Source organism: Microcoleus sp. ARI1-B5 (assembly GCF_036705795.1).
GTDB lineage: Bacteria > Cyanobacteriota > Cyanobacteriia > Cyanobacteriales > Microcoleaceae > Microcoleus.
In genome coordinates, this window is record NZ_JAUBVK010000005.1 from 165316 (window position 1) to 179821 (window position 14506).

The 14506-nt window shown below is 44.3% G+C and carries 10 protein-coding genes; 3 read left to right on the forward strand and 7 right to left on the reverse strand.

Annotated features, from left to right (window positions below):
* Positions 1 to 245 precede the first annotated feature (245 nt).
* Together QUB63_RS10510 and QUB63_RS10515 are read left to right on the forward strand one after the other, a co-directional pair.
* Positions 246 to 638, forward strand: coding sequence for a hypothetical protein (locus QUB63_RS10510; protein WP_332944980.1), 393 nt, complete (start codon positions 246 to 248; stop codon positions 636 to 638).
* Between the two features lie 550 nt (positions 639 to 1188).
* Complete coding sequence (locus QUB63_RS10515) at positions 1189 to 1659, forward strand: hypothetical protein (RefSeq protein ID WP_332944981.1); 471 nt, start codon at positions 1189 to 1191, stop codon at positions 1657 to 1659.
* Between the two features lie 291 nt (positions 1660 to 1950).
* Here the strand turns inward: QUB63_RS10515 and pheS are convergent, their stop codons facing one another.
* The 4 genes from pheS to QUB63_RS10535 form a co-directional block, all read right to left on the reverse strand.
* The gene (pheS, locus tag QUB63_RS10520) at positions 1951 to 2955 is read right to left on the reverse strand and encodes a phenylalanine--tRNA ligase subunit alpha (RefSeq protein WP_332944982.1); all 1005 of its coding nucleotides are present in this window, start codon (positions 2953 to 2955) and stop codon (positions 1951 to 1953) included.
* Between the two features lie 28 nt (positions 2956 to 2983).
* Complete coding sequence (locus tag QUB63_RS10525; RefSeq protein WP_332944983.1) at positions 2984 to 3208, reverse strand: hypothetical protein; 225 nt, start codon at positions 3206 to 3208, stop codon at positions 2984 to 2986.
* A complete protein-coding gene (locus QUB63_RS10530; protein WP_332944984.1) occupies positions 3180 to 4880 on the reverse strand; it encodes a sulfotransferase in 1701 nt (566 codons plus the stop codon). The genes QUB63_RS10525 and QUB63_RS10530 overlap by 29 nt, the downstream gene beginning before the upstream one ends.
* A gap of 696 nt (positions 4881 to 5576) precedes the next feature.
* Positions 5577 to 6350, reverse strand: a complete 774-nt coding sequence (locus QUB63_RS10535) for a glycosyltransferase (protein ID WP_332944985.1) — start codon at positions 6348 to 6350, stop codon at positions 5577 to 5579.
* 214 nt (positions 6351 to 6564) lie between these two features.
* On the opposite strand from QUB63_RS10535, the gene QUB63_RS10540 reads away from it, so the two are divergent.
* Complete coding sequence (locus tag QUB63_RS10540; RefSeq protein ID WP_332944986.1) at positions 6565 to 8001, forward strand: HEAT repeat domain-containing protein; 1437 nt, start codon at positions 6565 to 6567, stop codon at positions 7999 to 8001.
* Between the two features lie 27 nt (positions 8002 to 8028).
* Here the strand turns inward: QUB63_RS10540 and QUB63_RS10545 are convergent, their stop codons facing one another.
* The 3 genes from QUB63_RS10545 to QUB63_RS10555 form a co-directional block, all read right to left on the reverse strand.
* Positions 8029 to 8631 (reverse strand): SMI1/KNR4 family protein, encoded by a 603-nt coding sequence (locus tag QUB63_RS10545; protein ID WP_332944989.1) that lies wholly within the window; start codon positions 8629 to 8631, stop codon positions 8029 to 8031.
* Between the two features lie 64 nt (positions 8632 to 8695).
* On the reverse strand, positions 8696 to 10048 hold the full coding sequence (locus QUB63_RS10550; RefSeq protein WP_332944991.1) for a hypothetical protein: 1353 nt from the start codon (positions 10046 to 10048) through the stop codon (positions 8696 to 8698).
* Complete coding sequence (locus QUB63_RS10555; RefSeq protein WP_332944993.1) at positions 10048 to 14490, reverse strand: RHS repeat-associated core domain-containing protein; 4443 nt, start codon at positions 14488 to 14490, stop codon at positions 10048 to 10050. Before QUB63_RS10555 ends, QUB63_RS10550 begins: the two co-directional genes overlap by 1 nt.
* Positions 14491 to 14506: the final 16 nt, after the last annotated feature.

The window sequence follows — 14506 nt, forward strand, 5'->3', positions numbered from 1 at the left end:
GCTGGTGCTGGTGCTGGTGCTGGTGCTGGTGCTGGTGCTGGTGCTGGTGCTGGTGCTGGTGCTGGTGCTGGTGCTGGTGCTGGACTTGGACGGGGCGTCGGTGCTGGTGCCGGTGTCGGTGCCGGTGCCGGTGCAGGTGCTGGTGCCGGACTTGGGGAAGGAGCTTGACTAATTGCGCAGGAACCTAAATTAGCCTCGTTGTTGGGATATCCGGTAGCTATATACCCTTTTACGGGAGCGGTAATTTGAATCCAGAGGCGGCCGTCGGAGGCTTTAACAGAACTAGCGCCTTGGAACAGCGTTACCTGAGTATTCATTGCTACACCGCCAACTCTCGCGGATTTGGGGTCTGGGTTCTGGCGAACGGTCAAACCTTCTTTGGGAGTGACTTTGCGGCAAAGGGTCTCAGCTTGGGCTATTTGAAAGGTGGCGCTATTTTGAAAGGAAATATTTTCAGCATCCTGACTGGTAGTGGATGTTGGTGGGGTCGCAACACCGATCGCAGTCGCCTGCACACTTCCGGCTACGATCGCGATCGCGCCCAGCAATGCAGCGGGTTTGTTCCAGCAATTCAAATTTTTCATCCGTTCAACTCCTCATCTAATCAAAACCATTATCTTTATTGCAGGTCAATATAGCAAAAAAATCGATTTGTCTTCCAGAAAAACTCTTATTACACGATATTGCCTGTGCGTCAAGTATTATTTATATAACTTAATGCTTCGTGAGATTTAAGCGAGGAAAAATTAAGCTCCTACGCCTGTAAATTGCTCGTTATGGTAGAGCGGGGGAGGGTGGGAGAGTCAACAGTCAACAGTCAACAGTTGAAATGCGTGACAGTCGATCGACATAACTTAAAATTATAGTTTCAACATATTCTCTTGAATGCAAGCGCTCCCGACATCAACCTCAACTTGGAAAATACCAGAGTTTTGCTTTTTTCTCAACCTCGTACTCTATTGAAAAATCGGCTTGCTCCCGTAAATTTTACAGTGACAATTCACAAAAGTTAAAGCCCCCTCAACGCGACTGTGGATTCAAATCTAAAATCTAAAATCTAAAATCTAAAATCGACTGACGTTTTTTGTTTCAATCTATCAAAAGACGGATTTTTTTTTACCGCTCGTCGCTGGATAACCTCTATCTAGAGAATGGTTCAGCCGATCGCGCAAATCGAGTAAAAATAGAATGTCATATCTCATTTGGTATTCTATGAAACTGAATTATTTTACCAAACGGCTTTCGACTGTCGGGCGCTGGATGGCTGCAACTGTTCTTTGCTTGTCAGCGATGGTCTTCGTTTGGTCTGGTGCATTTTTCTCGAACACCGCAGCGATGGCCTCTCCTGCTGTAAACTCGATCGCAGCAGCAGATATGGGCGATGGGGTTCAAGAAAAAGCTAGCAAAGATGCTGGACGAGCCAAGAACTTCATCCGAGATACAGAAGAGAAGGTTAAGGAAACAGCCAAGACAAACGCTGCTAAAGTCGATCGAGCATCAGAAGATGGTAGTGTAGTCGAGCGCAAAGCCAAGAAAGATGCCGCTACAATCGAGAAAAGAGCAGAGGAAGATTCAGCTCGCACTCAGAAAGCAGTAGATAACACAAAGAATGCCGTCGAGCGGACTGTTGACAGCATCAAGGGTGCTTTTAGCAAGTAGAAAATAAATCATACCAAGTAGGTTTGATCGTTCGGACTTTAGTCGTTCTTTTCCCGAGGACTAAAGTCCGAACGATCAAACTAATTTTTTTACAGGTTTGATCGTTCGGACTTTAGTCGTTCTTTTCCCGAGGACTAAAGTCCGAACGATCAAACCAAGATTAGCACGCTCGATCTCTTCGGACAGGATATTAGGTTTTTTTGCCCTTGTCTGCTCGATCGAAACTCAAAACATCGATCGACATTAACCAAAACCTCTAGACAGAGCGTGAAACCGACCCCAAGCCCTTCTTTAAAATTGTCGCAAAAAGCGCAAATCGCTAGCATAAACCCGGCGAATATCGTCAATTTCATAAAGTACCATTGCGAACCGCTCCACACCAAAACCGGCCGCAAATCCAGTATACTTTTCTGGATCTAAACCGACTCCTTTAAGAACGTTCGGATCGACCGTACCGCAGCCCAAAACTTCCAGCCATTTGCCGTTCCACTGCAAATCAACTTCAGCAGAAGGTTCTGTAAACGGAAAATAGCTCGTGCGGAAACGGATCGGCAAATCTTGCCCGAACATTTGCCGCAAAAACTCTTTAATCGTGCCTTTCAAGTCAGTAAATGTCAGCCCTTCATCAATTGCTAAAAGTTCAATTTGGTGGAAGACTGCCGCGTGAGTAGCATCGACAGTATCGCGGCGGTAAACGCGGCCGGGTGAGACAATCCGAATCGGCGGTTTGTGCTGTTCCATGTAGCGAATTTGCACCGATGATGTCTGAGTCCGCAGCAAGTCGCCACCGGGCAGGTAAAATGTATCTTGCATATCCCGCGCCGGGTGATCGGGCGGAGTGTTGAGCGCCTCGAAGTTGTAATAATCTGTTTCCATTTCCGGGCCGTTGGCGACGGTGTAGCCGAGCCCGACAAAGATATCGAGAGCGCGGTCTATGACGGCGTTTAAGGGGTGAACGCGGCCTTGGGGGCGAAAAATCCCCGGCATGGTGACATCGAGGGTTTCTGAGGCTAATTTGGCTTTAATTTGGGCGGTTTGGAGGGCGGCGCGCTTGTCTTCTAAGTCGGCTTGCAGGGCTTCTTTTACAGTATTGGCGATCGCGCCTACTTTTGGCCGCTGGTCTGGCGGCAGTTTGCCCATCATGCCTAAAATTTGAGAGAGTTGGCCTTTTTTGCCGAGGTAGCCGACGCGCAACTGTTCGAGTTGTTCGAGGGTATTGGCAGTTGCGATCGCACTTTTGGACTCTTGGCCGAGGGTTTCTAGTTGAGTTTCAATGTCGCTTAGTTGGACAGTCATCTTGATTTTAGATTTTAGATTTTAGATTTTAGATTGATGGCGGTTTTGGGCCAAGCTGAGTGTAGCGCAATTTGGGCTCGACTGACTTGTAGATTTTTGATTTTAGAACGAACAGGGGAGGATCGGCACTGCGGGCGATCGTTGCTACTGTTTGTACCGAGAGCATTTTGGCGATCGATCGGGCGATCGCTAAATTTGAGAACGCTCGCTCATCAAGATTCCGGCTAAAATAATGAACTGCATTTATATCCAAGCTTTTCCAAATTTTTCCAATTCATCAACTCAATAGTTTCCAACTCAGAAAAACTCAACTCATATTGCCAAGCATTAATTCCCTTTACCCCAACAGGCTCTAGAGTATGTGGATGCCACATTATTTGACTGGGCGGAACCAAACCTTCAGCAGCATTTTTTTGATAAAAATCCAGCATCGCTTCCTGAAAATCCACCCCCAACCACTTGCAAATTTCAGCCAACTGTGCTGACGGCTCCCTCACCAAATCTTCGTAAGAAACCAAATAAAACTGCTCCCATTTTTGATGGTATTTGTCAATAATTTTAACAACTTGATTCCACTGGTGCGTCAGTCCCGCTACCGTTTTTATCCCCGGCCACACTTCCCCCCTTTCCTGCTCTTTTGCCACTAACTTTTTTACCGAACTGTAACAAGCCCGAAAATCTCGCACAATCAGAATCACCTTAACTCCCGGAAAATATCTCCTGATTTTCCCTAATTGATAAATGTGAAAAGGATTCTTATCTCCCCAAATCGAAGCTGTCGGGTCAAACTGCTGGCGGTAAGTTTGATAAACTGTAGAAACAGCTCTCTGGTAACTCAACTGCTGGTTGTTTGTCAAGTTATTTAATAAAAGCTGTCGATCGACATTCCACTCCCCAAACCTGTGAAAATCGTTATTGTAAAGGTCATTTAAAAAATCTTCGATTTGAGGCAGCAAGTCGCTGACAGCGCCGTATTTAGACTCTAGGGCAACAAAGAAAAGACTTTCAGGGGGAATGCAGATAGCTGGATGCGCTGTTAGCATTAAGCGCAGGAGGGTTGTCCCAGAACGTTCGGCCCCGAGGATAAAAATCGGACTTGATGCGGTTGATGGGTTGCTGTGTCGATTTGTGCGATCGCCCGAAAATGTGATATTATCTATTTTGCGATCGACCTGCTTTGGACGCAAGCGAAATTGACCGACAAGTTCCACTCCCAACTCCAATTTATCATCAAGTTTGCGACGCACGAGCGCCTGTTCGACAGCGGTGCGGCACAATAATATCTGCTCTGCCCGATGCTGGCGAGAAAAATTCTGCTGGTGGATGCGATAATAGTAAAGCGGTTTGTTGAGTTTTCTAATTTCTGAAACTTCACTCAGTCGCAGGCACAATTCGTAATCAAAAGCACTGGCAAATTTGGGGTCAACACCGCCACAACTATTGTAAGCCGAACGGCGGATGAGCCGGAAGTGAAAAACGATCGGATATACTAACAGTTGCTCTGGCGAATAGGGGATTTTGCAGAGTTCACCTTCGCCGCCAACGCAGTCATTTTCGTCGATGGTTAAATAGTTAGTGTAAACAACTCCAACTTGAGGATTTGCATCTAAAATAGGAACTGTTTCTGCTAGTGCTTTCGGCGCAAGCAAATCGTCGCTATCCACGCAGCCGAAGTAGGGAAATGCGGTTTCTCTAATCGCGGCCATCAGGGAATAGCTGACTCCTCGGTGTTCGGCGGCGAGGGCCTTGATTCTGGAGTCGTGTTTGGCGTAGCTGCGGGCTATGTTGAGAGAGTTGTCTGTGGAACCGTCGTCCCAAATTATGAGTTCAAAGTTGGGATAAGTTTGGGCGAGAACGCTTTCTATGGCAGCTTTGAGGTAGCGTTCTCGGTTGTAGACAGTCATGACAATGGAGATGGGAGTCATGTGTAATAGTTGAGAGTTGAGAGTTGAGAGTTAGCGAGGGGTTAAGGAAGTTGTCTAGATTGTTTTGATATTCGATCGCTCGTTTTGAGAGTTGGTCGCTCGTTCCGAGGTTCGGTATATCATTTTGATATGCGATCGCTCGTTTTGAGAGTTGGTCGCTCGTTCCGAGGTTCGGTATATCATTTTGATATGCGATCGCTTGTTTTGAGAGTTGGTCGCTCGTTCCGAGGTTCGGTATATCATTTTGATATGCGATCGAGCGTTTTGAGAGTTGGTCGCTCGTTCCAGGAGTCCGACAGGGGTTGAAAACCCCTGTCTCATAGCTAAAGTCCTCTAAAAGAGGACTAAAATACATCAGAATTTCTCTCGTAATTAACAGTCGTCTTCAGACGACTTTCGCTATGAGGCAGGGGTTTAAACCCCTGCCGGACTGTTGGACTGCGGGTTGAATGTCCGACTGCGGGTTAAATCTCTTTACAGGTACAGGCAGGGATTTTTCAGCTTGTCTTAGCAAAGTTAATATTTTACCAAAAAATAGGGTTGTTAGATTAGCCCCGCCTCCGACATCCCAAAGTTTTTTTATGGCGATGTTTAAATCCACATCTTTTTCAGCGAACATCAGCCAACCGGAGAGGGAAAAATTACCAATTAGATAAAAATGAAACAGTAAACTACCAACCTGTATGCTATCAACTATCAACTATCAACTATTTTCTGCTGGCGTTTATACAGAAAAAACCGACTGACGATATCTACTTCTAACTCAAATCTATCACTCAATCCGCGCCTGTGAATTGCTTGTGCAATAGCTGACTGAGATTCAACAATTTGAGCGAGTTGCTGTTCGACTGTATGCTGGGAATGTTTGCGGTAATAGTAAAGGGGTTTGTTGAGGTGATAGAATTGGGTAATTTCTGAAAGTCGCAAACAGAAATCGTAATCTTCCGCACGGTTGTATTCGGAATTGATGCCACCTATCCTATCGTACAATTGATAGCGAAATAGGCGGAAGTGAAAGGTCATAAAATCTACTAACAGTCTGTCTGGAGAGTAGGGTATTTGGCTGCGGTGTCCCAGTCCTTTTACTTGGTTTTTTTCATTAATCATTAAATAGTCGGTGTAGACTGCGCCAATTTCTGGCCGTGCGTCCAATACGGCTGCGGTTTCTTCGAGGGCGGTGGGTGCGAGCAAGTCGTCGCTGTCGAGCCAGCCGATATATGTTCCTTTGCAGGCTTTGTGAGCGTTTTTGAGGGCGATACCTCGGCCTTGGTGGGGGGCGGCGATTACTTGAATTCGCGTGTCTTGCTGTGCGTATTTGCGGGCGATGGTGAGGCTTTGGTCGATCGAGCCATCGTCCCAAATTATCAGTTCAAAGTTGGGGTAGGTTTGGGCGAGAACGCTTTCTATGGCGGCGCTGAGGTATTGTTCTCGGTTGTAGGTGGTGGTAATTATGGAGATTGGGGAGGTCATTGGGGATTTCCAAGCCGTCGGGCGATCGAACTAGAGGTAAAATGTTTTGATATTTTGATGCGGAAGTTTTAAGGCAGATTTTAGGGTTAAATAAATGTTAGCACTTGTTGAGAGAAATTGATTGTGCGATCCAGTGCGAAAAAAACTGGGACTGGTATAATTAAAGGAAGTGCGATCGCCTTACTCGTATTGAAATTCCCTAGCAGATGACATTATGGCTGATAACACCTCTCTCACAAACAATATTCAAGAACCACAAAATATTCCGTTTTTAGTTCAGCAGTTGCGCGCCACTGAGGATAGCACAGTTCTCAAACAAACTGCTAAACTTTTAGGGGCGATCGGTGCGGGCAATTCGGATGCTATTAATACCTTAATTCACCTAGTCCGCACTACGCCTGACGAACCAACTCGTTGGGTAGGAATTCAAAGTTTGGGTGAAATTGGTACTGGCAATAATGAGGCAATCCAAACTTTAATCGAACAACTCAGTATTGTTCGCGTACCTACTCGCAGGATAATTGCTCAAAGCTTGGTAAAAATTGCTGTTGGGAACCGACAAGCAATTACTACTCTAGGTAATTTAGAGAAAAGCACCTCAGACGAAATTACTCGCGAAGCAGTTGCTTGGACTTTGGGTCGAATTGGTAAAGGCGAGAATGATGCAGTTAAAGCTTTAATTGATGCAATATACCGCAGTTGTGATGATTATACTCGCCGCATATCTATTGTTAGTTTAGGGCGCACCGAAGATAGAAGCCAAGATACTATTAATGCTCTACTTCATGTTGTACAAACCGCAAAAAGTCATGAAACTAGGAGTGTAGCCCTTAATGTTTTGGAACGAATTGCCACCGGCAATACCGAAGCAGTTCATAAATTAACGGCAATGTTGGAGTCGGGAAAGTTCGACGACCATCGCAGTGATTACTCAATTGCCATAACTCTCGCTAAACTTGATGCTAATACTATAATTAAGCTGGCAGAATACAGCCAGAATAAACATTTGTGTCAGGTTGTTGCTGAGAGTTTAGGCTATGTTGATGTCGGCAATGCAGGTGCAATTAACGCACTCATTAAGCTGCTGCATAGAAGTCAAGATGAAGCAATACTACTGATACCAGCTATCTCCAGCTTAGAGAAAATTGCTGTTGGCAATCCTGATGCGATCGCCACTTTAATGGAAATGCTGCCAAACAAGCAGATTTGGGACTGTGCGGCTGTTATTCGAGGCTTAAGTAGAATTGGTGGCGATCGCCCGGATGTTCTGAATGCTTTAATTGATTTAGCTTGCACGAGTCAGGATTTAGAAGAATGTCGTGCTGTAGCTGAAGCTTTTGGAGAAATGACCGTTACTAATTTACAGGTTATTAATGCTTTGATTTATTTACTGCGAACTTATGACGACTTCAATTTACGGTACTTTGCAACAGAAAGTATGAAGGTATTAGGTATTAGTAATGAATGTAAAGTTGAGGCTATCGTTGCAGTGTTACCCACTTTGAAAAATAGGGATTGTTATTGGGACATAGTTAAAATATTAGGAGAAATTGGTGTCGGTAATTCCCAGGCTATGGGTGTTATTACAAAAATTTTACAAGACTGCCAGGATGAAAATTGCTGTCTTTTAGTTACCAATTTTTTGAAATAAATAGCATCAAATTAAACATAGATGTGTCTAGATAGGAAATTCTAAAGTGCTGAATATTAATTGCTCCATCATTTCTGCAAATGAACGATATCGAAAGATACCGAAAGCCGTTGAAAAATTACAACACCAAGCTTCCCATTCGCCGGATTGTAAAATAATTCGAGGATTGAGTAAAAAGACCACACCGTTGTCTTCACAACTAATCTGTAACGCTGTTTGTAGATATTCTGGACGAAATTTCAAATCGTATTGAATCTCACTGGCATAAACAAAATATTCTTCGTCTGTTACTGGTTCAGGAAAGATTTCTATGATTTCATCTACAAACTCCGGCGCGGTCAGAACATACCAGTCTACCTCTTCAGTTGGATAAAATTCAAAGTAAAAGCCATTGTTGGATGGAGAATGTAATCCATTAGAATTTGTGAGAAACTGTCGGTAAGAAGGCGGGAAAGTCACGCCCAAACGAGCTTCAGCCGCAATAATTTGCTCTTCAGTCGCCCCTGGATAGCCTAAATAGCCTGATTCAATAATTTCTGGAGGTAACTCTTCTTTTTCTGACTCAGTGAGGCATTCTATCCGTTTGCAACTCCATTCTCGAATCTGGCTTTCCCAGTCAAAAGTTTTCATGGCCTGCAATTTGTTGTATATTTTCGTTTCTCTCAAATTCACCCATTAAATAAAACAGTTAAGTCTAGTCAAAGGAAGGGTCTGTATACCATTTCTCCATATTTTCGTACCATTGCCGTGCTTGCTGGTATTCCTCAATTAACTCAGGGCTGGCTCCTTCTTTTTGGTAATCTAGGTACGAATCATTGTGCTGAAATTCACAACTAACGTGATAGCCTTCCGGTAAAGTCTTCCAATAAGTTGCTTCCCAGGGTTTGAGGACATTCCATTTTTCGGTTCCTGGGATGTGTCGCTCCTTAAAAATCAAGTGGTCTAAACTCAACAATTGCTCTATAATTTCTCTCTGGGTACTGAGAATTCCATATTCATAATAAGGGAACGCCCCACGAAAATTCACAATAAAAAACTTATTCCAATCAGGATGAGCCATTGCTTCCCATCTAGCACCACCTTGAGGAGTTAAATAGTAGCTTGCTACCAGTCTTCCAATTAAGTGGTCTTGAATTCCTGCCCTGGTTAAGACAACATCTGAAGCTGGTTCGGTGTCGTATTCATCGGTAAGCACCATTGCTTTAATGTCCCCTCTCTGAAACAAAGAATCCGCTGCAAGAACTACTTCAGCCTGAGATAGATGCTCTGAGTGTGCAAAACTGATTAGTGCCTCCCATTTGCATATTACAAACTTAAGCATCAAGTATTCGATTTTGAGATTCGGACTTTTTGCTAATGCTGTGGAATAGTTAAGTTCTGCTTCACACTGCTTAAAGTAGTTTGTATACCATATTCTAGTGCTAGAATACCAGTTATTTGCTTGTTTTTCTTGTTCAATTAACTTAGGATCGCGCTTAGCAGATTCATCAAATTCAACGCTTCTACTTTCATACCGAACTTCGTAACCAATAGGAAGTGTTTTCCAATAAGTAGCTTGCCAAGGAGTCAATATTTCCCATGATTCAGTGTCAGGGATAATATAGGCACGGGTATTTCCATGATCTATTAAATGGTATAAGGCTAAATATGCTTCTAATAATTTACGGTCAGCGCAGCCAAGGAAACCATTATATCCTGTCCAATACAAATTCCAATTAGGATGAGAGACAGATTCCCATTTGTTCCCTCCTTGACTTGTCAAAAAGTAGAAGAGATTTATTTTTTGGTGAATAGCCAAGTCAATTTCAGATTTTGAAGGGATAAAACCTCTATTAACGCCGTACTCATCCAAATCTGATGGAGTAATTGCTAGCAAGTCTCCTTTTTGAAAGAGACCGTTTAATACATCAGTAATTTCGGCTACGGTGAGATTGAGGGGTGCGCGATTGATGGCCAGGTATCCGTATTGCTCATCAGGAACAATCCAACTGAAACCAATCACTTCTGTAACAGCAGTATCTAGGAACCAATACTCTAATTTGTTCATTAGAACCCTCGATTGTAATATTTATTACCTGCTTTATCTTTAATGTTCAGAATAGCAAATCGGTTTACTAAGTCGGGAGGATTTCCTTCTTTACAACATTTACATTCAGCTATAGAGCCAGCACTTTTCTTTGGGAGAAGGTCTTTGATGTAAACGTTGTAATGATTAGAACCTGTAGGATTTTTACATTTAAACTTATCCGCTGGGTCGCCTTTTCCCTCTTGACGCTCAAGCTCTCTATAATCTTTGATCAGAGGATGCTTTCCTCTAAAGTTCTGCATAGCTTGAACAGCAGAGTTAATAGTTGTATCTTTATACCCTCCAAAAGGCAAATCATTTGTCACCAAATCACTACACTTATCATATGAGCTGAATGGGGGATCGTCACAGGTTGGACAATTGCTACCTTTCTTTTTGGGTGTTCTAGTTGGAGAGGCTGACTTTGGTGCTGACGCAGGGGCTGGCGCAGGGGCTGTCTCATCGGGTCGTGTGGGCCTAGGATTAAGCACAGGATTAGGCTGAGTTTGTCCCTGAGGCCGAATCAACCCCCTGCGCAGCCTCTCCTGAAACAGTCGATCGTCCTGACCAGCAGGAAGAGGATTAAGCAACCCACCACCACCAGGAGGCGCAAGTAATATACCTGCACCACCCAAACCTCTCAAAAACGGAATCAAACCTCCCGCAGGTGGCGCAGCCACAGGCGGTGCAGCCACAGGTATCGCTGTAGGTATCAACTGTCCCGACGGGTCTGTATAATTCGTAGGACTATTCCCCACATACCGATACAAATTAGCATCCCCACCCCCAAATCCGATCGTATCCTCACTAATAAACCTCCCCACCTGCGGGTCATAATACCTCGAATTATAATAATAATTCCCCGTCTCAGAATCCAACTCCCGGCCCGTAAAACCAAAACGGAAACCCACACTCGAATTAGTTTGACTCCTCACCTTCCCAAAACTATCGTAACCAATCCGATTCTGAATCGCCCCACTAGCATCAACCAAATCCCGCACAGTTCCCAAATTATCAGTCAGCGGCCACAACACGCTACCGCCAGCACTTTCATCCGCTAAAATTTCGTCGGTTTGCACCCCATACAAATAACGATGCGTTTGATTTCCACTCCCATCAAACGTCAAAGCAATCTGCTGTCCGTCGTAAACCAAACGATCGAATTGAGACACCGCACTACCAGCACCATCCGCATCAACCTCCTTAACAATGCGGCGATTCAAACCATCATAACTATACTTAGCCGACTTAATTACAGAACCGCCACCATTCTTACCAACAACCTGAGTTAAACGATTGCGATAATCCCAACTGTACTCAGTCACCTCACCCGTCACAATATCAGTCCGCTTCGTGAGATTACCCTCACCATCGTACTGATAATTATAAACACCATCAGACTGCAACTGATTGTTACTTCCAGTCTGATAACCAGAACTATTCCGAGTCCCATTATCATCATAACTGTAACTCTCATCACTCCCAGAACTGTAATCTGCCCCAGTCAACTGGTCTCGCTTATCGTAACTGTAACTAATGTTGCCCGACGGCGAAGTCAATCCAGTCACCCGATTGGCAAAATCGTAAGTCCAAGCATAATTAGCTAAGATTGTATTCCCCTTACCGTGACTCAACTGAGTTAAACGACCACCACGGTCATAAAAATACTCACTTTTTGCCACCAAACCAGTCCCTGACAAATCGCTGTAACGATTCATATCCTTAACTTGACCCGCAGCATCGTAACCCATATCCACCCGCTTGGAACTGACTCCATTTCCGCTTTGAGTAATTCGAGTCACCCGATTCGCATCATCATAAGTAAAAGACTTAGTTCCCCGCAACTGACCGTTAACTGTATCGGTCACAGAAATCGGATTATTAACATTATTGTATGCGTACTTCAACAAGACATTTGGCACATTTGGAGTTCCTAAATTATCAACCGTCTCCAAATTCCCAGCCAAATCGTAAGTCAAAGCATAACTTGCATCCGGGTCGTTAATATTTTTAAGTTGACCTGCTGCATCGTAAGTATTGCTAATCGTGCGAATCGGAGTGTTAGCTGAATTCAGCCATTGTTCCTCTTTGGGACGGTTAAGTTGGTCGTAAACAAACTTGCGAGTGCGGTTATTGCCATCTTTGGCAGTTAGCAAATTACCTACGGGGTCGTAAGTGTAGCTGCGAGTTCTGTTCAGAGGTAGATTAGTCTCAGTTTTACGGCGATTTAATTCATCGTAGCTGAAACTCGTTTTGTTATTTAAGGGGTCAGTAACTGAAGCAATGTTGCCGACATTATCGTAAGCGGTAGTCGTGGTTTTATTGAGAGCATCAGTAGCTGTAGTTTGACGGTTTAAAGCATCGTAACCGTAGCGAGTGGTATTGCCCAAACCCTCAGTGACAGCACTAACATTGCCGTTAGCATCGTATTCTGTAGAAACTGTGTTACCTACGGGGTCTACAACCGAAGTAGTTCGGTCTTTTTTATCGTAAGTATATTTGGTTTGTTCTGCCAATTCGTTAGTGAATGTGAGGAGGTTGCTGTTGGCGTCGTAGGTAGATTTTGTGGTGTGATTGAGAGCGTCAGTGGTGCCAGTTTGGCGATTTAGACCGTCGTAGGTGTATTCGATGGAGTGATTGAGAGCATCGGTAACTTTGGTTTTATTGCCTGCTTTGTCGTAGGTGTAGGTAGTAGTATTGAGTTTGGGGTCGGTGACGGTTTTTTGGCGGTTTAAAGAGTCGTAGGTAAAGGATGTTTTGCGGAGTAGCGGGTCGGTAACTGCTTTGAGATTGCCAGTGGGAGTATATTCAAAGTTGGTAACTCCGTTTAAGGCATCGGTGATTTTGGTTTGACGATTCCTGGCATCGTAAACATACTGAGTCTTGTTATTATTCCCATCAATTTCAGCAGTAACGTTGCCAACCTTATCGTACTCAGTCTTGCTCGTGCTGGCAACAGTCGATGTTGCTCCCTCAATTACAGTATTTCGTCTTCCCAACTCATCATACTTGTACTCAGTCCGATTATTATTCGCATCAACTTGAGCCTTTAATTGATTGGCGGCATCATACTCAAAACGAGTAACTTTATCGGTAGGGTCAACCTCCCGAATTAACCGACCCCGCGCGTCGTAAACCTTATTTGTCCGATTCCCTTTGGCATCTAAACTCGCAGTCTGATTATTATCCGCATCATACCGCATCTTCTCCACAGTACCGTCAGGATTCACCGTCTCAACCAACCGATTCCGACTGTCATACCGATACTCAGTCCTCCTACCCAACGGGTCAAGCATCCACACCTGATTCCCATTCTTATCGTAACCGTAACTCGTCACCGGAGAACTCAGCGGCCCGCTGCCATCCGGGTCGGGTGCAATCTGTTTTACGAGATGATTCATCACATCATACTGAGACTCAGTTCGGTTCCCTTTCTCATCAATAACCGCCGTCTGATTCCCATCACCATCATACTCAAAACTTTGTGATGCCTCATCTGTTGTTCCCTTCGCAAAAGTAGTCTTTTTCAAGAGATTCATCGCATCGTACTCGGACTCAGTGCGGATGTTATTTTCATCAATTACCGCCGACTGATTGCCCGCAGCATCGTACTCGAACTGCTGCACAGCTTCATCCACAGTTCCCTTAGCAACAGTGATTTTAATTAACTGGTCTTGAGCGTTATAATCGTAATCTGTCACCCGTCCGTTGGGGTCAGTTTCAGTGTCAATTAGATTCTTGTTGGTGTAGGTATAGCTAGTAACCACATCATCAGTGCCGCCAACAGCGCCTACTACTTGCGTCATCTTTCTGCGATTCCCAGTAATCGGGTCAATTTCGTAAAGAGTTTGGCGACCTAATTCGTCAGTTTCACTTGTTACTTGATTGAACACTGGGTCGTAAGTATAACTGCGCTTGCCAGTACCGCCTCCCTGTTCGTTTCTCACTGTATTATTGAGACTGACAGAAACGTTATAATTACCCAAGACCATATCCAAGTCGCCATCTAAGTCAAGGTCTTCTAATGCGACAGATGGCTGGTAGTCGGAGTACCAAGAGCGATTATCAGTGGGACTTGATAGCATACCACTGCCATTATTTAACATGATACTTTCTGAACCGTAACCGCTGCCAGAAACAACTACATCTAAATCGCCATCTAAATCCAAGTCCCCTATAGCTATGGATTCAGGATAAATATTAGACCTAAGTGGGTAATCAGTCGCCGCAGCGAAAGAACGATTGCTATTACCCAATAATACAGATGCAACAGAGCCGTTTCCGCTGCCTGAACTAGCCGTAACGATATCATTTCTGCCATCTTTATTGATATCTCCTACAGCTACACTCTTCGCCCCATAACCTACTGCATAATTAGTTTGAGCAGCAAAAGTGCCATTACTATTACCCAATAATACTGACACACTGCCATTGGAATTA

Excerpts from the sequence above, each read along its gene's own strand:
- QUB63_RS10540 (WP_332944986.1), top strand. The coding sequence starts at position 6,565 with ATGGCTGATAACACCTCTCTCACAAACAATATTCAAGAACCACAAAAT.
- QUB63_RS10535 (WP_332944985.1), bottom strand. The coding sequence starts at position 6,350 with ATGACCTCCCCAATCTCCATAATTACCACCACCTACAACCGAGAACAA.
- QUB63_RS10530 (WP_332944984.1), bottom strand. The coding sequence starts at position 4,880 with ATGACTCCCATCTCCATTGTCATGACTGTCTACAACCGAGAACGCTAC.
- QUB63_RS10550 (WP_332944991.1), bottom strand. The coding sequence starts at position 10,048 with ATGAACAAATTAGAGTATTGGTTCCTAGATACTGCTGTTACAGAAGTG.
- QUB63_RS10545 (WP_332944989.1), bottom strand. The coding sequence starts at position 8,631 with ATGAAAACTTTTGACTGGGAAAGCCAGATTCGAGAATGGAGTTGCAAA.
- QUB63_RS10515 (WP_332944981.1), top strand. The coding sequence starts at position 1,189 with ATGTCATATCTCATTTGGTATTCTATGAAACTGAATTATTTTACCAAA.
- pheS (WP_332944982.1), bottom strand. The coding sequence starts at position 2,955 with ATGACTGTCCAACTAAGCGACATTGAAACTCAACTAGAAACCCTCGGC.